This window comes from Aminobacter sp. P4_D5, from assembly GCF_056401815.1.
Window position 1 is genome coordinate 1 of sequence record NZ_JBFUIP010000106.1, and the last position, 19,673, is coordinate 19,673.

The 19,673-nt window shown below is 61.6% G+C and carries 18 protein-coding genes, 1 pseudogene and 1 riboswitch; of the genes and pseudogenes, 7 read left to right on the top strand and 12 right to left on the bottom strand.

The window, feature by feature from the left end:
* A partial coding sequence (locus AC1DWF_RS20580; protein WP_476842002.1) for a porin occupies positions 1-1,002 on the top strand: 1,002 nt, incomplete at its 5' end.
* A gap of 221 nt (positions 1,003-1,223) precedes the next feature.
* Here AC1DWF_RS20580 and AC1DWF_RS20585 read toward each other — a convergent pair.
* The 3 genes from AC1DWF_RS20585 to AC1DWF_RS20595 form a co-directional block, all read right to left on the bottom strand.
* Positions 1,224-1,418, bottom strand: a complete 195-nt coding sequence (locus AC1DWF_RS20585; protein ID WP_476788420.1) for a hypothetical protein — start codon at positions 1,416-1,418, stop codon at positions 1,224-1,226.
* A 194-nt stretch (positions 1,419-1,612) separates the two neighbouring features.
* On the bottom strand, positions 1,613-2,392 hold the full coding sequence (locus tag AC1DWF_RS20590) for an ABC transporter substrate-binding protein (protein ID WP_476785023.1): 780 nt from the start codon (positions 2,390-2,392) through the stop codon (positions 1,613-1,615).
* A 103-nt stretch (positions 2,393-2,495) separates the two neighbouring features.
* Entirely contained in the window at positions 2,496-3,584 is a 1,089-nt protein-coding gene (locus tag AC1DWF_RS20595; protein ID WP_476785024.1) for a 2'-deoxycytidine 5'-triphosphate deaminase, read from the bottom strand.
* 141 nt (positions 3,585-3,725) lie between these two features.
* Positions 3,726-3,803, top strand: a riboswitch (SAM riboswitch).
* A 43-nt stretch (positions 3,804-3,846) separates the two neighbouring features.
* Here AC1DWF_RS20595 and AC1DWF_RS20600 point away from each other — a divergent pair.
* On the top strand, positions 3,847-5,040 hold the full coding sequence (locus tag AC1DWF_RS20600; RefSeq protein WP_476785025.1) for an O-succinylhomoserine sulfhydrylase: 1,194 nt from the start codon (positions 3,847-3,849) through the stop codon (positions 5,038-5,040).
* A gap of 45 nt (positions 5,041-5,085) precedes the next feature.
* On the opposite strand, the gene AC1DWF_RS20605 is transcribed toward AC1DWF_RS20600, so the two are convergent.
* Complete coding sequence (locus AC1DWF_RS20605) at positions 5,086-6,024, bottom strand: DUF6454 family protein (RefSeq protein WP_476842003.1); 939 nt, start codon at positions 6,022-6,024, stop codon at positions 5,086-5,088.
* A gap of 189 nt (positions 6,025-6,213) precedes the next feature.
* Here AC1DWF_RS20605 and apaG point away from each other — a divergent pair, with 189 nt between their 5' ends.
* Positions 6,214-6,606 (top strand): Co2+/Mg2+ efflux protein ApaG, encoded by a 393-nt coding sequence (apaG, locus tag AC1DWF_RS20610; RefSeq protein WP_476785027.1) that lies wholly within the window; start codon positions 6,214-6,216, stop codon positions 6,604-6,606.
* A gap of 6 nt (positions 6,607-6,612) precedes the next feature.
* On the opposite strand, the gene AC1DWF_RS20615 is transcribed toward apaG, so the two are convergent.
* The 3 genes from AC1DWF_RS20615 to AC1DWF_RS20625 form a co-directional block, all read right to left on the bottom strand.
* Complete coding sequence (locus tag AC1DWF_RS20615) at positions 6,613-7,605, bottom strand: Hsp33 family molecular chaperone (RefSeq protein ID WP_476788419.1); 993 nt, start codon at positions 7,603-7,605, stop codon at positions 6,613-6,615.
* 121 nt (positions 7,606-7,726) lie between these two features.
* The gene (gene argF, locus AC1DWF_RS20620; protein ID WP_476804360.1) at positions 7,727-8,644 is read right to left on the bottom strand and encodes an ornithine carbamoyltransferase; all 918 of its coding nucleotides are present in this window, start codon (positions 8,642-8,644) and stop codon (positions 7,727-7,729) included.
* A gap of 15 nt (positions 8,645-8,659) precedes the next feature.
* On the bottom strand, positions 8,660-9,853 hold the full coding sequence (locus AC1DWF_RS20625) for an acetylornithine transaminase (protein ID WP_476842004.1): 1,194 nt from the start codon (positions 9,851-9,853) through the stop codon (positions 8,660-8,662).
* A 353-nt stretch (positions 9,854-10,206) separates the two neighbouring features.
* Here AC1DWF_RS20625 and AC1DWF_RS20630 point away from each other — a divergent pair, with 353 nt between their 5' ends.
* On the top strand, positions 10,207-10,725 hold the full coding sequence (locus AC1DWF_RS20630; protein ID WP_476783003.1) for a GcrA family cell cycle regulator: 519 nt from the start codon (positions 10,207-10,209) through the stop codon (positions 10,723-10,725).
* 76 nt (positions 10,726-10,801) lie between these two features.
* On the opposite strand, the gene AC1DWF_RS20635 is transcribed toward AC1DWF_RS20630, so the two are convergent.
* From AC1DWF_RS20635 to AC1DWF_RS20645, 3 genes are all read right to left on the bottom strand, one after another.
* Positions 10,802-11,815: a magnesium and cobalt transport protein CorA gene (locus AC1DWF_RS20635; RefSeq protein WP_476804361.1), complete on the bottom strand. Its 1,014-nt coding sequence runs from the start codon at positions 11,813-11,815 to the stop codon at positions 10,802-10,804.
* Positions 11,816-11,904: 89 nt separating this feature from the next.
* Complete coding sequence (gene phoU, locus AC1DWF_RS20640; protein ID WP_476783001.1) at positions 11,905-12,630, bottom strand: phosphate signaling complex protein PhoU; 726 nt, start codon at positions 12,628-12,630, stop codon at positions 11,905-11,907.
* Positions 12,631-12,738: 108 nt separating this feature from the next.
* Positions 12,739-14,016: an ATP-binding protein gene (locus tag AC1DWF_RS20645; RefSeq protein ID WP_476783000.1), complete on the bottom strand. Its 1,278-nt coding sequence runs from the start codon at positions 14,014-14,016 to the stop codon at positions 12,739-12,741.
* A gap of 98 nt (positions 14,017-14,114) precedes the next feature.
* Here AC1DWF_RS20645 and ppk2 point away from each other — a divergent pair, with 98 nt between their 5' ends.
* The gene (gene ppk2 / locus AC1DWF_RS20650; protein WP_476782999.1) at positions 14,115-15,053 is read left to right on the top strand and encodes a polyphosphate kinase 2; all 939 of its coding nucleotides are present in this window, start codon (positions 14,115-14,117) and stop codon (positions 15,051-15,053) included.
* A 12-nt stretch (positions 15,054-15,065) separates the two neighbouring features.
* Here ppk2 and AC1DWF_RS20655 read toward each other — a convergent pair whose 3' ends face one another.
* Entirely contained in the window at positions 15,066-17,021 is a 1,956-nt protein-coding gene (locus tag AC1DWF_RS20655; RefSeq protein WP_476782998.1) for a glycosyltransferase, read from the bottom strand.
* A gap of 401 nt (positions 17,022-17,422) precedes the next feature.
* Here AC1DWF_RS20655 and AC1DWF_RS20660 point away from each other — a divergent pair, with 401 nt between their 5' ends.
* Positions 17,423-18,247, top strand: coding sequence for a transporter substrate-binding domain-containing protein (locus AC1DWF_RS20660; RefSeq protein ID WP_476783007.1), 825 nt, complete (start codon positions 17,423-17,425; stop codon positions 18,245-18,247).
* Here the strand turns inward: AC1DWF_RS20660 and AC1DWF_RS20665 are convergent.
* Positions 18,244-18,657, bottom strand: coding sequence for a tellurite resistance TerB family protein (locus AC1DWF_RS20665; RefSeq protein ID WP_476782997.1), 414 nt, complete (start codon positions 18,655-18,657; stop codon positions 18,244-18,246). The two genes, AC1DWF_RS20660 and AC1DWF_RS20665, sit on opposite strands and share 4 nt — an antisense overlap.
* Before the next feature lie 155 nt (positions 18,658-18,812).
* Here AC1DWF_RS20665 and lysK point away from each other — a divergent pair.
* A pseudogene (gene lysK, locus AC1DWF_RS20670) lies at positions 18,813-19,673 on the top strand (lysine--tRNA ligase); the annotation flags it as partial.

Sequence of the window (19,673 nt, forward strand, 5' to 3'; positions counted from 1 at the left end):
ATGGAATACGTCCGCATCTGCGACGTTTACGGCGCGGGCTTCTATTACATCCCCGGCACCGAGACCTGCCTCAAGGTCGGCGGCCTCGTTCGTTACGAGATCGGCTTCACCGATCTTGACGACGGCTTCCGCAAGGATGCCAAGGCCCGCCTGCAGTTCGACGCGCGTTCGGAAACCGAATACGGCACGTTCCGCCGTTACATTGAGTTCGAGGCGAGCATCGGCGGCAAAGACCGCGGCTGGTCCGAGACTGCTACCGGCAACCACTGGGGTGGCCTCCAGGAAGAAAGCGGCACGGCTCTCCGTCACGCTTACTTCGAGCTCGGCGGCGTGCTCGTCGGTCACACCGACACCCTGTTCGACGGCGAACTCGACGGTGAGTTCGATTCGGGCGGCGGTGAGCGCGTCAACCAGATCCGCTACACCTTCGACGCCGGCAACGGCATCGCTGTGTCGCTCGGCCTGGAAGAAGAGTCGGACAACTTCGACTACGTCCCGCTGGTCGTCGGTAAGGTTGCTGTCACGCAGGGCTGGGGTTCGGTCTCCCTGTTCGCCGGCTATGACAACGCCTACGAAGAGTTCGCTCTCAAGGCGATCGCCAACATCAAGGCAACCGACGCTCTCACGCTGCAGCTTCTCGCAGCTTACGAGTCGGGCCCGACCTACTTCAGCATCAATCCGGGTGATGCGATTGAAGGCGTCAACGGCGTCTACAACGGCTATGCATGGTCGGTCGGCGGCTACCTGAAGTACCAGGTCAACCAGAAGCTGGCAGTCGGCTTCGGCGGTCAGTACTTCGGTGATGCGCACGACAATAACCTGAGCGCGATCTCGGTCGGCGGTGCCAACGATTGGGCTATCGGTACGGTTGTCGATTACAACATCGTCGAGAACCTCGATGCCAAGCTCGCTCTCAACTACAATGATGGCGACACCTTCGATCGCTTCAACAACGGCGACGGCGTGATCAACGGCTTCCTGCGCCTCGACGCTGCGTTCTAATTACAGCAATGCTTGATAGAGAGGCCCGCGGTCACCAGACCGCGGGCTTTTTTTTGCGTTTACGCGGCACCACTGCGGGCTGGCAACAGGCAGATCGCAAGCTCAGCGCGCAGCTTCGCTAGTCGACCTGCAACGGCCAGGCGGGGGTTTGCGCAGTCGTAGCGGTTGCTGCTCAGTCGGTTGCTGGCTCGCCCACTACCCGCTCAAGCCTTCCGCACCTACTACCTGCGCAGTTCCCGGTCGTGGGGATCGCTGAAATCGCGAAGATGCCTCTGCCCGGTGGCATAGCCGAACCTTAGCCCTGTGTCGTTGTAGTAGTCAGGCTGAAAGGAGCTGACGTAGTCGTAATTGTCCGACATGCAAGCGGACAACGGCATCATCAGCCCGAACACCAGCGGGATGAAAACATAACGCATGGCCCTTACCTCCGATCAGGCAAATGATGCACCCGATCGGTCCAGTCAGCCAGTGGGTCCCAGTCACATTTCCAGTATTGGACGGCGAAACAAGTATTGAGGCCAGCCAAGCTCATCGCCGGCCCTACCCGCACAACGATTTGAAACTAACAGGCCAGACGTCATCGACGCCCGGCCTGTTCGCTTTCAGTCAATCAGTCCTTCGCGCCGTAGATGTCGAAGTCGAAATATTTGGCATTGATCTTGGCGTAGGTGCCGTCCTTGACGATGGCGTCGATCGCAGCGTTCAACTTTTCACGCAGCGCGTCGTTGTCCTTGTGCAGCGCGATACCGGCCTCGGATTCCGTGCCCTTGAGATCGCCGATCATCTTGCAGCAATCCTGGCCGGTCGTCTTGATCCAGTCGACCAGCACGAACTTGTCCGAGACCACAGCGTCGAGACGGCCATTGGTCAGGTCGGCGATCGCCTCATCCTGGGTCGGGTAGAGCTTCACTTCGGCGCCAGCCTTGGCGTAGTGGTCCTCGGCATAGATGCTCTGGGTCGTCGACGCCTGTGCGCCTACTGTCTTGCCCTTGAGCGCATCGGGCTCCGCCGAGGCCAGGGTGGAATCCTTCAGGGCCACCAGTGCCAGCGGCGTGGTGTAGTACTTGTTGGTGAACGAGACCTGTTTCTTGCGTTCTTCGGTGATGGTCATCGAGGCGACGATGGCATCGAACTTTCCGCCCTGAAGGGCTGGAATGATGCCGTCCCAGTCCTGGGGCGCCAGTTCGCATTCCACCTTCATCTCCGCACACAGCGCGTTGGCGATGTCGACGTCGAAGCCGACAAGCTTGCCGTCGGCGGTCAGGTTGTTGAAGGGCGGATAGGCGCCTTCGGTACCGATCTTGAGCTTTTCTTGTGCCGAAGCGCCGCCAAGGGTCAACAAGAGCGCTGCGAGCGAAGCTGCGCCAGCGAACTTCCGGGAAATCTGCATGATCCTCTCCATTTTTCGGGCGCTCTTTCCGAGCGTCCCTTCCTCCAGCCAATCACAGCGGCCGGCTATGGACAAGCAGACTAAAGATTAGAACAGACTGACCTTAGGTCATGCGGAAATGTTTGGAGAGCTTCAAACCCTGGGCCTGATAATTGGAGCCGAGGTCGGTGCCGTAGAGTGCGCGCGGGCGCGAAAGCATATGCTCATAGACCAGACGCCCAACGACCTGGCCATGTTCCAGGATGAACGGCACCTCGTGGCTGCGCACTTCGAGCACGGCCCGGCTGCCGGTGCCACCGGCACTGGAATGGCCGAATCCAGGATCGAAAAAACCGGCATAATGGACGCGAAACTCGCCCACGAGCGGGTCGAAAGGCGTCATCTCGGCGGCATACAGCGGGGGCACATGCACCGCCTCGCGCGAGACGAGAATGTAGAATTCGTCGGGGTCGAGCACCAGTTCCTCGGCACCGTGATTGTAGATCGGCTCCCAGAAATCGACGACGTTCTGGGCGGCGCGCTTGTCGACATCGACAAGCCCGGTGTGGTGCTTGCCGCGATAACCGACGATGCTGCCCGGCGCGCCAGCCAGATCGATGGACAGAGCAATACCGCCGCCCGAGATGTTGGGCGGATCCATCGCGACCAGCCGGTCGGAGACATGCAGCGTGTGAAGCTCCGCCTCCGACAGCAGCGCATTGCCCTTGCGAAAGCGGATCTGCGACAGGCGCGAACCCTTGCGGGCGACGATCGGAAACGTGCGCGGGCTGACTTCGAGATAAAGCGGCCCGGTATAGCCTGCCGGGATCTTGTCGAACTCCTGGCCACGGTCTGTCATCACGCGGGTGAAGATGTCGAGGCGGCCCGTCGAGCTCTTTGGGTTTGCGGAGGCCGAGATGTCGGCCGGCAGGGCAAGGCCTTCGAGCAGCGGCACGATGTAGACGCAGCCTGTCTCCAGCACGGCGCCATTGGTCAGGTCGATCTCGTGCAGCTTGAGCCGGTCGAGCTTGTCCGACACCAGAGAATTAGGCCCCGGCAGGAAGCTGGCGCGGGTTCGGAATGCCGTTGCGCCCAGCCTCAGGTCGAGGCTCGCCGGCTGGATCTGGTCGGCATCGAGCGATGGCGCCAGAAGCGCGCCCGAGGCGAACAATGCCGCGATGTCCTGATCCGGAAGAATGCCCGATTGCCGCAATTGCCTCACTCCTTTACAGCGCCCGGCCCGAACGGACAGCCCTGGATCGCTGGACCCGGACCTATATCCGGGGTCATATGCGTGGCCCAAAACGTTTAGTCGACCCCGCGATTGACGCAAGCAGGCTGCGGGTCTAAAGGACATTTATCCCGTGGTGATTTGGCCGGTCGGCTTGCAGCCACGTTAAACAAGTCGCTAAAGGGCCGCGTTGTGGACCGGTTGCGACTTTTCGCGACCGGTTTTTTTGTATTTGGATTTGGCTATGACCTCCGAAAAGCAGCGCAACTGGAAACCCCAGACCACCCTCGTCCATGGCGGCACGCTCCGCTCCGAATTCGGCGAAACCTCCGAGGCGATCTACCTCACCCAGGGCTACGTCTACGAGAGCGCGGAAAGTGCTGAAGCCCGCTTCAAGGGCGAGAGCCCAGGTTTCATCTATTCGCGCTACGCCAATCCCACCGTCGACATGTTCGAAAAGCGCATGTGCGCGCTCGAAGGTGCTGAAGACGCACGCGCCACAGCCTCCGGCATGGCTGCGGTCACGGCCGCGATCCTGTGTGGCCTCAAGGCCGGCGACCATATCGTTGCAGCGCGCGCGCTTTTCGGCTCGTGCCGCTGGGTTGTCGAGACGCTGGCGCCAAAGTACGGCATCGAGGCGACGCTGGTCGACGGCACGCTGATCGAGAACTGGGAAAAGGCCGTCCAGCCCAACACCAAGCTGTTTTTCCTGGAAAGCCCGACCAACCCGACGCTCGAAGTGGTCGACATCGCCGCTGTCGCCGCCCTTGCCAATTCGATCGGCGCGCGCCTGGTCGTCGACAACGTCTTTGCCACGCCGATGCAGCAGAAGCCGCTCGAACTCGGCGCCCATGTCGTGGTTTACTCCGCGACCAAGCATATTGACGGCCAGGGCCGCTGCCTCGGCGGCGTCATCTTGTCGGACAAGAAGTGGATCGACGAGAACCTGCACGACTATTTCCGCCACACCGGCCCAAGCCTGTCGCCGTTCAACGCCTGGACGTTGCTCAAGGGCCTGGAAACGCTACCGATACGCGTGCGCCAGCAGACCGAAACCGCAGGCAAGATCGCCGATTTCCTGGCCGGCAGGCCGGAAGTGTCGCGGCTGATCTATCCCGGCCGGGCCGACCATCCGCAGGCCGACATCGTCAAGAAGCAGATGAAGGGCGGTTCGACGCTGCTGTGCTTCGATCTCAAGGGCGGCAAGAAAGCGGCCTTCGCCTTCGAAAACGCGCTTGATGTCATCCTGATTTCCAACAATCTCGGCGACTCCAAGAGCCTGATCACCCATCCGGCAACGACGACGCACAAGAGCCTCACCGACGAGGCCCGGGCCGAACTCGGCATCGACGACGGCACGCTGCGCCTGTCAGTCGGCCTCGAAGATGCCGACGACCTGCTCAACGACATCGGCGATGCGCTGAAGGCAACGCCCTAAAGGAGTGGCGCTCCGGCTGGCCGGAGCGCCATCTTCATATGCCGATCAGTTCTTCGGCAGCTTCGTTTCGTAGACGTAGAGCTTCGTCTCGTTATCTTCTGGAGCCGCCGTCAGGCGCAGGCCCGTCTCGGTCTTTTCGATGAGAACGGGATTGCCGGTGATGGACTTGCCCTTTTCCGTCCAGATCTGGACCGGCACCTGAAACAGCGGACGGCCTTGCTTGAGATCCACGATCTCGATGCCACCAAGACGGAAGACCTGCCCGTCAGGGCCAGGACGATACTCTGTGAGGCCGGCGCAGACCGCCTGACCGGGCTTGAGCAACGCGCAATCCTGGTAGTCGATATAGTGCGCCGGATTGAGCGTGCGGGTCTTTTCCGGATCGAGTGCCGACTTCGGCACGGTCAGGTCCTCATTGACGTTCCAGGTGTAGAAGCGGCGTGAGCCCCRGCTCACGGCATGCAGCGTGCGCTGGTCCGGGTCATAGACAACGCCGCCGATATGATCGGGGAAACGGAAGACCTCGGTCGCCTCCAGCGTTTCGGGATCGACGCGGTAGATGATCGACTTGCTGTTTGGCCGGTACTCGGCAACCGGCACCCACAGCCAGCGGCCGTCATAATCGATACCGCCCGGGTGGTAGATGGCTCCATCGCCAAGCTTCACCTGGCCGACAAGCTTGCCATTGGCGTCGAGCTTGAACAGATGCCCGGCCCCCTTGCCCTCGTCACGGTCAAGCCCATTTTGGGGAGCCTCGAATTTCTTGGTCCGCTCGATGATCTCGACGGAGGACATGAACAGCGCATCGCCGACACGCGCGAAGCCCTGGGGGTGGAAGGTGTCGAATTCCAGCATCGGGGATTTGACGAGCTGCCACTCCGTGCCTCTGGTCAGCTTTTCGATACCGCTTGCGAGGTCGTCAGCATATGCAGCCGTGCCACAAAGGCAGGCCGAGGCGAAAAGGAGGGCGAGGAGGCGTTTCATTGCAGTGATTCCTTGTCGTTGGACGACGCGGAAACTGGCCTTGGCGCATGACAGCGGGGTGACGCGGATGCGTCGGTGAGGTGAAATCCACTGCGCATTCATCACATTCGGCGTGAAAACGAAAAACGAAGTTGACCCGCCGCCTCCTGCGGCGGACTCTGTCATTGTGCAGGCCAAGGAGCGCAGCATATGTATCGCGCGGTCACACGCAACATCGCAGTCGAGGTCGAGCCGTTCTACATGGAGGATCGGTCCGAGCCTGCAGAAAATCGTTATGTCTGGGGCTATCGCGTCACGATCGAGAACAACTCGGATGAGTTCGTTCAGCTCTTGTCGCGTTACTGGCACATCACCGACGCTTCAGGGCGGGTCGAGGAGGTTCGTGGACCGGGCGTGGTCGGCGACCAGCCCGAGCTCAATCCCGGCGACAGCTACCAATATGCGTCGGGCTGCCCGCTTTCGACACAGTCAGGCATCATGGTCGGGCGCTACACCATGCGCAACGAGGCGGGCGAGATGTTCGACATCGCCATACCCGCCTTCTCGCTCGACCTGCCCAACGCGCGCCACAGGCTGAATTAGACGGGTTTACTGGACCGGCGCGAACTCGGCCGGGTCGAATTCGTAGGACTTCGAACAGAACTCGCAAGCAACCCGAATGACGCCGTCCTCGACGCTCTCGGTGATCTCTTCGGCCGTGAAACCCTGCAGGATGCCCTTGATCCTCTCGCCTGAGCACGAGCATTCGTCGGCGACGCGCACGCCTTCGTAAACGCGCACGCCATGTTCGTGGAACAGCCGGTAGAGCAACTTTTCGGTTCCAACGGTCGGGTCGATCAGTTCGGTCGGCTCGATGGTCGCGACCAGCGCCAGGAGTTCCTGCCACGAATTGTCATCGGGATGCCCAGTGACATCGCGCTCGTCGCCATCGCCGCCATGAATGTCGGCCACGCGCCGGCGCTCGGGTGAGTCAGGCAGGAACTGCGCCAAAAGGCCACCGGCGCGCCAGTGCTCGCGCGGACCGCCTTCGGCAGGCAGGACGAGCTTTGCCACAGACAGGCGCACATCGGTCGGGATCTGCTCCGACTGACGGAAATAGGCCCGCGCCGCCTCTTCCAGCGTGATGCCGTTCAGTTCGACGATACCCTGATAGCGCTGGGTGTGTTCGCCCTGGTCGACGGTCAGCGCCAAAACACCCGTGCCAAGCAGATCTTCGGGCGCGGTCATGCCGGCACTGATCGCCGCCTCGACGCGGTCGGCGTCGAAACGTGCATAAGCGCGCAGCGAATGCGGCGTGGTGAAGTCGGCGACCAGCATGTCCACCGGACCATCGGTGCGGGTCTGCAGGATGAACTTGCCGTCGAACTTCAGCGAGGTGCCAAGCAGAACGGTGACCACGCAGGCCTCGGCCAAAAGCCGCGCCACCGGTTCCGGATAGTCGTGCCGTTCAAGAATCTGGTCGAGCAGCGGGCCGAGCTGAACTGTGCGCCCGCGCACGTCGAGCGGCTCCACCGCGAATGGAACAACATGGTCGTCGCCGGCGAACCCAAATTCGCCGAGCTTGCGTTCGGTCTCAGCCACTGGAACTTATCCCGTATGATTGGTTCTGCGGCCCTCGGGCCAGCCGATGGTCGCAGAACAAGGCGCTAACGCCAATAGGTTGATTTGATCCCGCACCAGATAGGGGCGGCAGATCAGGCATTCAAGCGCCCAGGCACCAGGCAAGCACGGCCTTTTGCGCGTGGAGCCGGTTTTCCGCCTCGTCGAAGACCACCGAATTCGGGCCGTCGATGACCTCGTCGGTGACTTCCTCGCCACGATGGGCCGGCAGGCAGTGCATGAACAAGGCGTCGGGCTTGGCGAGCTTCATCAGGTCGGCATTGACCTGGTATGGCAAGAAGACATTGTGGCCACGAGCACGGTGCTCCTGCCCCATCGACACCCAGCAATCGGTCACGATGGCATCAACGCCGCGCACCGCATCCTCGGCCGAACGGGTGATCATCACCTTGCCGCCATTGGCACGCGACCAGTCGATGTACTTCTGTTCCGGCTCGCTGCCTTCGGGCACGGCGATATTGACGTTGAAGCTGAACCGGGCGGAGGCCTCGAGCAGCGAATGCAACACGTTGTTGCCGTCGCCGGTCCAGGCAATGGTCTTGCCGCGCACCGGTCCGCGATGTTCTTCCAAGGTCAGGATATCGGCCATCAGCTGGCAGGGATGGGTGTCGTCGGTCAGGCCGTTGATAACAGGAATTGTCGCGTTTTCGGTCAGCTCGAGCAACCGGTCATGCGCTGTGGTGCGGATCATGATCGCATCGACATACCGCGACAGCACCTTGGCGGTGTCAGCGATCGACTCCGAGCGGCCGAGCTGCATCTCGGCCCCGGTCAGCATGATCGTTTCGCCGCCGAGCTGGCGCATGCCGACGTCAAACGAGATGCGCGTGCGGGTCGACGGCTTGTCGAAGATCATCGCCAGCACCTTGCCTTCAAGCGGCTTGGATCGTTCGCCGGTTTTCAGGCGCGCCTTGCGCACCGCCGCATCGTCCAGAATCCCGCGAAGGTCGCTCCCGGAAAGTGCCGAGAGGTCGGTGAAATGGCGAATCCCGCTGGTCATGTAACTTCCTTGGGTTCAGCCGCCGTTGGCGGCGGCCTTGGAGAGGCTGGCAGCTCCGGCACGAATACGCGCCAGCGCCTCTTGGATGTCGGCGTCGGTCGTCGTCAGCGGCGGCAACAAACGCAGCACGTTTTCGCCCGCGGGCACAGCCAGCAGCTTCTGCTCGCGCAGCGCCATGTTCACCTTGGTGTTGGGCATGGCGCATTTGATGCCGAGCAGCAGGCCCGTGCCACGGATCTCCTCGATCACGTCGGGGAACTCGTCGGCAATCGCTGCCAGGCCCTGCTTCATCAGCAGCGCCTTGCGGCTGACCTCTTCGAGGAAGCCGTCTTCGAGGACAACGTCGAGAACGGCGTTACCGACAGCCATGGCAAGCGGATTGCCGCCAAAGGTGGTGCCATGGACGCCAGCGGTCATCGCCTTCGCGGCTTCTTCGGTGGCCAGGCAGGCCGCGACAGGGAAGCCGCCGCCGATGCCCTTGGCGATTGCCATCAGGTCGGGCGCAACACCCGCCCACTCATAGGCATAGAGCTTGCCGGTCCGGCCGATGCCACACTGGACTTCGTCGAAAATGAGCAGCAGGCCGTGCTTGTCGCACAGCTGGCGCAGGCGCTTCAGCGATTGCGTCGGGAACGGGCGGATGCCGCCCTCGCCCTGCACGGGTTCGAGCATGATCGCCGCCGTCTCGGGGCCGATCAGCTTTTCGGCCGCATCGATGTCGTCGAAGGCGACCTGGTCGAAACCGTCGACCTTCGGGCCAAAACCTTCGAGATACTTCGCCTGGCCGCCAGCGGYGATGGTCGCCAGCGTGCGGCCGTGGAAGGCACCTTCGAAGGTGATGATGCGGTAGCGCTCAGGATGGCCGTTCACATATTGATAGCGGCGCGCGGTCTTGATCGCGCACTCAATCGCTTCCGCGCCCGAATTGGTGAAGAAGACGCGATCGGCAAAGGAGTTCTCCGCCAGGCGCTCGCCCAGCCGGCTCTGGCCGGGGATCTGGTAGAGGTTGGAGACGTGCCATAGCTTTGCGGCCTGCTCGGTCAGCGCTGCAACGAGATGCGGATGGCTGTGGCCCAACGAATTAACGGCGATGCCACCAGCAAAATCGAGATATCGCTCGCCGTTCTCGGTGATCAGCCAAGAGCCCTCACCTCGCTCGAAAGCCAGGGGTGCACGAGCAAAGGTCTCGTAAAGCGCGGATCCGCTCATTATATGTCTCTCCGAACCCGGAAAATCAAAAAAGCCGCCTCAAAGCGGCGGCCTGCGGCTATATCAGGTTTTTCTGCCATGAAGTCAACGAAAACGTCACATAAGCCGCTGTGATCCAACCCATCCGTTGCCATGTGGCCACGCTACATCGGCAAGTTGGGGAAAACCGAAAAAACCGAATCGCAAAGAMCCCCGCGACTCTTGTCACGGACTCCGCGCATCGATAATTGTAATTGAGAAATAACTAGATTTCGTGCGGCGGACATATTCACCTAATAGATGTGGTGTCCACCCGGCTTGCCGGGCCGGAAATGGATTCCGCTTTCCGCACGTTAAATCAGGAGCACGGTCTCATGAACTGGACTGACGAGCGGGTCGAACTTCTCAAGAAACTATGGTCGGAAGGTCTGAGCGCAAGCCAGATCGCCGCACAATTGGGTGGCGTGAGCCGCAATGCCGTCATTGGCAAGGTTCACCGCCTGAAGCTGTCGAGCCGCGGGCGCGCCACGGCGGCACCGGCACGCCAGAAAAAGACAACGCAAGCCACCACGGCAACCAAGTCGGTGCAGCGCACAATGGTGACGACGCGCACCGTGACCGCAAGCATCGGTGCCACGGCACTGCAGGCGCAGTTCGAGGTCGAGCCGGTTGCCCGCCACTACATCCGCCCGGTCGAGAATGTCGTCGTGCCGATCTCGCGCCGTCTGCAGCTGGTTCAGCTCAGCGAGCGCACCTGCAAGTGGCCGAATGGCGATCCGCTGAGCGAAGACTTCAACTTCTGCGGCAATGACGCGGCTGAGAGCGGACCTTATTGCGGCTATCATTCGAAATTGGCGTTTCAGCCGGCTTCCGAGCGCCGCCGCTCGCGCTAAGCGAATAACTGATGGGACGGGCCCCTGGGCTCCGGGTTGCCAAGGCGATCCGGGGCCCTTTTTCCATTCGCTTCCTTCACAGCCAGCCGTTCTTCCTGAATCGCCAGTAGAGGATCGAGCAGATGGCAGCGATGGCCAGAAGCACTGTTGGATAACCGTATTCGAAATGTAGCTCCGGCATGTCGGCGAAGTTCATGCCGTAGATGCCGGCAAGTGCCGTCGGCACGGCCAGTATCGCCGCCCATGAGGCGAGCTTCTTGGCGATCGCGGTCTCCTGGCTCTGGCCGACCAGCAAACTCGCCTCGAAGGCGAAGGCCAGCACCTCGCGCAGATTGTCGATCTTTTCCAGCACGGTGCGAATGTGGTCGGTGACGTCGCGAAACAGCGGGTGCATGGCCGGGCGCAACTGCGGCAGGTCGGCACTCGTCAGGCGCCGGCAGACCTCGACCAGCGGACCAGCGGCATTGCGCAGCCGCAACAGATCGCGGCGCAGCATGTAAAGCCTCTCGATATCCCTTGAGGTCATCGGCCTGGCCAGAACGCCATCTTCGATGACGTCGACCTCCTCTTCGATCTGCTCGAGCACCGGCATATAGTTGTCGACGATGAAGTCGAGGATGGCATAGAGGATGAAGTCCTCACCCTTGGCGAGCGCGGCGGGACAGGATTCCCAGTGCTGGCGCACGGCGGCATAGGACGTCGAAACGCCGTGGCGAACGCTGACGATATAGCCCTTGCCGACGAAGATATGGGTTTCGCCGAAATCCACCCTGCCCTGCACGAGCTGGGCCGTGCGCGCGACGATGAACAGCGCGTCGCCATATTGCTCGATCTTCGGCCGCTGGTGGGGATGCTCGGCGTCCTCGATAGCAAGATCGTGGAGATGGAACTGCTGCTGGACCCGCAATAGCAGCTCGCGGCTGGGTTCAAGCAGGCCGATCCAGACGACATGGCCTTCCTTGGCCGCCCAGTCGCCAGCCTCTTCGATGGCGATATCKGCAATGCGGCGCCCGCCAAGATAGACGCTGGAAGCGACGACGCCGCTTTCCAGTTTGGGGTCCTTGTCGAACTTCCTGGCAAGTTCGGTCATGCTGCACCCCTGCGGAGCAAGAGCCCCGCCGATAGAGCATCAGTCTAAACCTTTGCTACCCCGCACAGAAGAGCCTGTTTGCTCCGGGCTCAGCCCGGCTTGCCTTCGCCAGACAGGGTCACGCGATGGCTCTTGTCTTCCTTGGGGCGTTCCGGCGGCATCTGCTCGCCGGTGACGATGTAGTAGATCGTCTCGGCGATGTTGGTGGCGTGGTCGCCGATGCGCTCGATGTTCTTGGCGACGAACAGCAGATGCGTGCAAGGCGTGATGTTGCGCGGATCTTCCATCATGTAGGTCAAAAGTTCGCGGAACAGCGAGGTATACATGGCGTCGATCTGCTCGTCGCGGTCGCGCACGAAGCCGATGCGTTCGACCGAGCGCGAGGCATAGACGTCGAGCACTTCCTTGAGCTGGGTCAGCGCCAGTTCGGCCAGTGCCTCCAGACCGCGGAACAGGCTGTTGGGCTGGCGCCCTTCGGCGACCGCCGACACGCGCTTGGCAATGTTCTTGCCGAGATCGCCAACGCGTTCCAGGTCGGCCGAAATGCGGATCGCACCGATGATCTCGCGCAGGTCTGTCGCCATCGGCTGGCGCCTTGCGATGATGAGAATCGCCTTGTCGTCGATCTCGCGCTGGGCTTCGTCCAGCAGCACGTCATCCTGGATCACACGCTGGCCAAGCGCCGGGTCGGCGTTGACGAGTGCTGCGATGGCCTGGTCGACCATGCGCTCGGCCTGGCCGCCCATGGCCGCAATCTTGCGGGCGAGATATTTCAACTCTTCGTCATAGGCGCTGACGATATGAACGGACTGCATTTCTGCTCGGGCCTTCCTGCAAAGCGGATGAATCATGCCTTTGAATCCGCAACCCTAAGCTAGCTGCGTGACGGAATAAAGAAACCGCTGAAACAACCGGCATTTCACTCAGGCGGCGGGAAAGTGCACCGTGAAAGCAGCGCCCTCGCCCAGCTTCGAGCGGATTGACAACCGCGCGCCGTGCCTCGTCAGGATATGCTTGACGATGGACAGCCCCAGCCCCGTGCCCTTCTGGGCGCGGCTGGTTTCAACATCGGCGCGATAGAAACGCTCGGTGACGCGCGGGATGTGCTCGGCAGGAATGCCCGGCCCGAAGTCGCGAACGGTGACCTCGGTCTCGGGCTCGCCGCCTTCGCTGGTCCGCCGCATCGTTACCTGCACGCGCCCGCCCGACTGGCCATATTTGCAGGCGTTTTCGAGCAAGTTCTGGAACACCTGAAACAGTTCGTCGCGGTCGCCGTGAACCTCGAATGGTCCGTCGCCAAAGTCGCGCTCGATGACCACGCCGGTTTCGCTGGCCAGTGGAGCGAGCGAAGCAATGACCGCCTCGACCGTCTGGCGCAGATCGACGCGTACGCCGGGCTTCAGGTAGGGCTTCATCTCCAGCCGCGACAGCGACAAGAGATCGTCGATCAGCCTGGCCATGCGGCCGGTCTGGTTCTGCATGATCTGCAGGAACTGGTCGCGCGCATTGGGATCATTGCGGGCAGGCCCACGCAGCGTCTCGACAAACCCGGCGATCGAGGCAAGCGGCGTGCGCAGCTCATGACTGGCATTGGCGATGAAGTCGGCGCGCATGCGGTCGATGCGGCGCGCCTCGCTCTGATCCTTGAAGGCGAGCACGAACAGCCCGGTGCCACGTCCCACCGCCGAGGCCGTAACGCGATAGACCCGTTCGAAGGGCACGCGCTCGACATAGTCCGTCGCCTGCCCATTGCCTTCGCCACGCAACACCGCTTCGATCAGTGCCTGCATTTCCGGCGCACGGAACTTCAGCAACAACGGCAACTCGGGCCTAATCGCACCGAAGGCCGTTTCGGCGGCCGCATTGGCGTGCACCACGGTGCCGTCGCGATCGAAAATGATGAGCGGATCGGCAACAGCCGCGGCCAGCTTTTCGCCCGATAGCCGGTCGAGCGGCGAACGGTCGACCCGCGTGTTTGCTTCGGCAAGCCGGCGCGCGCCTAGCGTACGCGGCGCAACAAGCGCGAACAGGACAAGGGCTGCGATGGTCAGCGCCGTGAAGGTCACTGAAGACGCGCCGAAAAAATGCACTGCAAGCACCGCGATGACCGCGGCGGCAAGCATCCAGCGGTTCTGGTAGAGCCGGCCGGCCGTGAGCCTTGCCGTCCGCCTTGCCTTCGTCTGCGTGCTGGTCTCAGCCATTAAGAATTTTCCGCCGCGACAGCGCCTTCAAGAAGCCTCTGGACCACTCCCAAGCCACCCCATAGCATGAGTTGCCGAGCTGGAAAGGTGTCGAGGTCATGAAAAAAGGCAGGGAAAGCAAGAAGGACAGCGCCGCCGAAGCGGCGGTGAAAGTGGATGGCGTGCCAAAAACCGACCCGATCGAGATCAAGGTCGGCAAGGACACCAGGACCTTCGACGTCAACGACCCCATCTTGCCGGACTGGATCGACAAGAAGGCGCTGAAGTCGGGGAACTACCCCTATGACGACAAGCTTCCGCAGAAGGAATACGATCAGACCATCGAGCAGTTGCAGGTCGAACTGGTCAAGCTTCAGGCTTGGCTGCAAGCCACCGGCAAGCGTGTTCTGTCGGTCTTCGAAGGCCGCGACGCTGCCGGTAAGGGCGGGACGATCTTCGTGCTTCGCCAATACATGAACCCTCGTACGGCGCGCAACGTGGCGCTGACCAAACCGACCGAGACCGAAAGCGGCCAGTGGTACTTCCAGCGCTATGTCGCCGAGTTCCCGACATCAGGCGAATTCGTCACCTTCGACCGTTCCTGGTACAACCGCGCCGGCGTCGAGCCCGTGATGGGCTTTTGCACCCCCGAGCAGCAGCGGCAGTTCCTTGACGAGACGCCGCATTTCGAAAAGATGATCGTCAACGACAACGTCCACTTCTTCAAGTTCTGGCTCGACATCAGCCAGGAGATGCAGCTCAAGCGCTTCCACGACCGGCGTCACAGCCCGCTGAAAAGCTGGAAGTTCTCGCCGATGGACATCGCCGGCATCAGCAAGTGGGACGACTACACCAAGGCGATCGAGCTGATGGTCGAAAAGACCCACACCCAGCACGCGCCATGGATCGTGGTCCAGGCCAACGACAAGCGCCGCAGCCGCGTCGCTGTCATCAGGCACATCCTGCGGGCGCTGCCCTATGAAGGACGCGACCTCGACAAGGTCGGCAGGCCGGACGGCAAGATCATTGCAGAAGGCATGAAATTCCTGAAGGATTGACCGCCGTTCTGGCTAGGCCCTTGCCCTCGCCGCGCGCCTGCGATGCGGCGTCTTTGACCAATGATGAGGACGCCGCCACAGTTCGAACAATGCGCACCATGCCGCAACCGACAACATCGTCCAGTAGACCGGGGTAAACAGGCAGACCTTCCAGAAGCCGCGCTTTTCCCTCGGCTTGAGCGCGAGCCGGCCCAGCATCAGGTACGCGCTATAGCCGAGCAGGATACTGATCACATCCAAGGCAACGAGGGATGACTGCCACAGCCCCATCGGCACATCGAACGCGATCTGCACCGCCAGTCCGACCAGCATCGCAATCAACACCAGATGCAGCAGCGACGACAGCACCATGCCGGCAAACAGGATTTGGGTGACGATGAAGGACATCGCAGGCAGTTCTGCGGCCAGCGCACGTGGCTCGCGCATGTGCACCAGCCATGTCTGCATCCAGCCCTTGAACCAGCGCACACGCTGGCGATGCCATGAGGCGAGATCTTCAGGCGCCTCCTCGCGGGTTGGACATGACAGCGTCTCGCAGCGATAGCCCCGGCGGGCGAGACGTAGCCCCAGGTCTGCATCCTCGGTGACGTTGTAGGGGTCCCAGCCGCCGATCTCTTCCAGCACCTCGCGCCGGAAATGGTTGGAGGTGCCGCCAAGCGGAAGCGTGACCTGATTGTGAGCAAGCCAGGGCAACAGGCCACGGAAAAGTGCGGCATATTCGAAGCCGAACATGTTGGCGATCATGTTCGAACCTCGGTTGGAAATCTCAAGCGGGGCCTGCAGGCAGGCAAGGTCGGCCTTGGAGCTTTGAAAGCGCTGCCACGCCTCGGCGAGTTGCATCGGATGCGGACGGTCCTCGGCGTCGTAGAGCACGATCACCTCGCCGCGTGTCAGCGGCAAGGCATAAGCCAAAGCCTTGGGCTTGGTACGCGGCAGCGACGGCGGCACCAGCACCACCTCGACATAGGTGCGCAGCGGATGGGCGGTGATCGCCGCGATCGTCTCCGTGTCGTCCGCCTCGCAGATCAGCTTGATCTCAAGCTTGCTGCGCGGCCATAGCAGCTTGCTGAGCCCGACCAGCAAGTCGGGCACGACCTCAGCCTCCTTGTAGAGTGCGACCAGCACCGAATAGACCGGCAAGTGTGGTGAAAGCGGCAGAGAAATCGGTGGCGGTTTTGTTGGCGGCAGCGAAACCGCCGCAACTGCTCGCAAAGCCGCACATGCGATGAAGAAGGCGACCGTGATCAGATGGGCAACAAACAACGCCAGCATAGGCGCCGTGGCAAAGGCTGCCGGCAGCAACACCGTCAGCATGCCGAGGCTGTAGCTCTGCCAGGGCCAGAACACGTCGCGCGCTGAATGCTCCGGCTTTTTGTCATGCAGGTTGGTCAGGGCATATCGCGTCAACATCGGACGCGCGTGCACCAGCAATGCCGCGCGAAGCACTGATGGAGCGACAACTTTGATGCGGCATCTCAAGTCGGCGCTGGTCTGGCAATGCCGCTTAAGCAGGCTCCAGCCCGCCTGGTCGGGCGCCACGATCCAGGTGTAGTGTCCAGGCGCCTCACATAGCCTGGCGCACATCACACGGCTGTTGCGGTCGAACTGTGTCCAGCAGGCCTTGTCGTCCATGATCAGCCGGTGCGGATCGACCGATTTCAGGCACTCGACGCCTATCTCTCGAGCCATCGAAGAAAAGTAGGCGCGCTCGGAAACAAGGTCCGAGACCAGCAGCTCGGCCTGGAACGTCGTGCCATGGAACGTTGCGCGCGCAGCCAAGCTGTGCCGGCTGGCCTCGGAAAGGCCGAGCCGGTCGAGTGCCGACCGCAATTCCGGCACGGAAACCAGCGCCAGGTCATAGGCACTGAGGCTGTTGTCGTTCGCTTCTTCGATTGAGATTTGTTCTGGGGGCAGGCCTCCAGAAAAAGCGGCGCGGATGGTCACGGGACTATTGTCAAGCGTGACCATCACGCACCCACGGCCTGAGAGCCGTAAATTTGGATACTACGACAGTGATCGAACCAAGCCACGCCAGCTGCAGTACACAGCTCGCACGCGTACGTGCTTCCTCCCCAAGGCGACCGGTCCAGTTCCATTGCAACACCCCCATGCTGCAATTCCCCGAGGCAGTAATGCACACCGGTCTCAGCGAGGCCATGCCCCGAATGGGTGAGATATCGCGAATTACATATAATGGCTTATATCTATCGTGGACTTACGATGCCTTGTCGTGCACAGCCACACAATCGCTTTGCCTGACGGCAATCACGACGGTAAAGCTTTTGCAGTTTAGACACGTGAATCCCCGTCGCCCCGTTGGCGGCGCGTTAGCCGAGGGCCGGAGCGCAGCCATGAACCCCGCACCGCTGATGCTTGCGATCGCAGTGTCGCTTGCAGCACTGCTCGGCCCTGCCAAGGCTGCCGAACCGCAGGTGCCGGTGCTGTGGGACAGCAAGGAGCGGCTGCAGAAGCCCGACCTCTCGACGCTACCGCGCCTGCGCTTCTTGACGACGACTGATTTTCCGCCCTTCAACTTCATCGACAAAAGCGGCCGGCTGTCCGGTTTCCATATCGACCTTGCCCGCGCCATCTGCGCTGAACTCGGTGTCGCCGACAAATGCCAGATCCAGGCCCTGCCCTGGGCCGAGCTCGATAACGCGCTGAACTTAGGCGAAGGCGAAGCGCTGATCGCCGGTGTGCCGGCAACGGCGGATACGCGCGAAAGATACGCGTTTTCGCGGCCCTATCTCCAATTCCCCGCACGCTTCATCATGAAGAAGGGGCAAGCCGTCGCCGAGCCGCTTGTCGACACACTCATGGGCAAACGAGTGGGCGTGCTTGCCGGCTCGGCCCACGAGCGCGTGCTCAGGGACTATTTCGGCAAAGTAAAGGTCGTCACCTATACCAAGCCGGATTGGCTCAACATTGACCTCAAGGACGGCAAACTCGACGCCGTCTTCGGCGACGGCATGCGCCTGTCCTTCTGGCTCGCCGGCACCGATGCCGCCGGCTGCTGCCGCTTTGCCGGCGGCCCTTACCTCGCACCGGAATATCTGGGCACCGGGCTTGCAATCGCAACCAAGCCGGACAATCCGGGACTGGCCGCCGCCTTCGATTATGCGCTGCACGAGATCTCGGCCAAGGGCACCTTCGCCGAGCTTTATCTTCGCTATTTCCCGGTCAGCTTTTTCTAGGTCAGCGTGCGGTGGCGCGCCTTGGTCGCGCGTTCGATGGCAGCGACAGTGAGCGCATCGACACTCAGATGCTGGCGCAGGCGCTGTAGGATGCGCACCTCCTCCATCCGCATTTCAAGATCGACCGATGCCACCTCGAAGGCCGCGGCATAGGCGGTTTCGTGTAGCCGCTCGGGAATCACCCTGCGCGCCGTATCCAGTATGTCGTCGAGGCCATTTTCCGCGTGGAGCATTTCCTGGCAATCCTGGGCCACTGAGATCAGCCGCTTGGCATCGAAATCCATGAAGACAGGCCACGTCCTGACCACCTCGCCGATCCGCGTCAGCTCGACATCGGTCATGTCGCGGTCGGAAGCAGACGTGACGACCATCAGATAGATCAGCGCCTCATGGGCGGTCGGCAAGGGCATGGAGGTCTCCAAACGATTGATTTGYCGCCCGAACTTAAGAACACAAGGGCGCAGCTGCAATGAAAAATGGCCGGAATCGTTGAYGCCCGCGGCATGCGCGCATAGAGCATGCCGTCTTCGGCGGACATTCCGCCCAACGAAAAAGGGCTCTCGACATGACGAGATCAAACATCATCGATCTCAACCCCGAAATCCTCGCGGCAGCGGCTGAAAGCAAAGCCTGGCCGTTCGAGGAGGCCAAAAAGATCGTCGAGCGCTACAAAGGCAAGGATTTCCCCGAGACCGTTTTGTTTGAGACCGGCTATGGCCCCTCGGGCCTGCCGCATATCGGCACCTTCGGCGAAGTGGCGCGCACAACCATGGTGCGCCACGCCTTCCGCGTGCTGACCCAAGACAAGGTCAAGACCAAGCTTCTGTGCTTCTCCGACGACATGGACGGCATGCGCAAGATCCCGGACAACGTGCCGGATCGCGCCTTTCTCGAGCCGCACCTGCACAAGCCGCTGACATCAGTGCCCAATCCCTTTGGCGGCGACTATGCCAGCTTCGGCGATCACAACAACGCGATGCTGCGGCGCTTCCTCGACACGTTCGGCTTCGACTACGAATTCGCAAGTGCGACCGAATACTACAAGGCTGGTCGTTTCGACGCGATGCTGCTGCGCGCAGCCGAGCGCTACGACAAGATCATGGCGGTGATGCTGCCGACGCTCGGCGAGGAACGCCAGGCGACCTACAGCCCATTCCTGCCGATTTCGCCGAAGAGCGGCCGCGTGCTCTACGTGCCGATGAAGCATGTCGATGCCAAGGCTGGCACCATCACCTTTGACGACGAAGGCACCGAGACCACGCTGTCTGTCACCGGCGGCAAGGTCAAGCTGCAGTGGAAGCCGGATTTCGGCATGCGTTGGGCAGCGCTCGGCGTCGACTTCGAAATGTTCGGCAAGGACCACCAGACGAATGCGGTGATCTACGACAGCATCTGCAACATTTTGGGCGGACACGCGCCGGAGCAT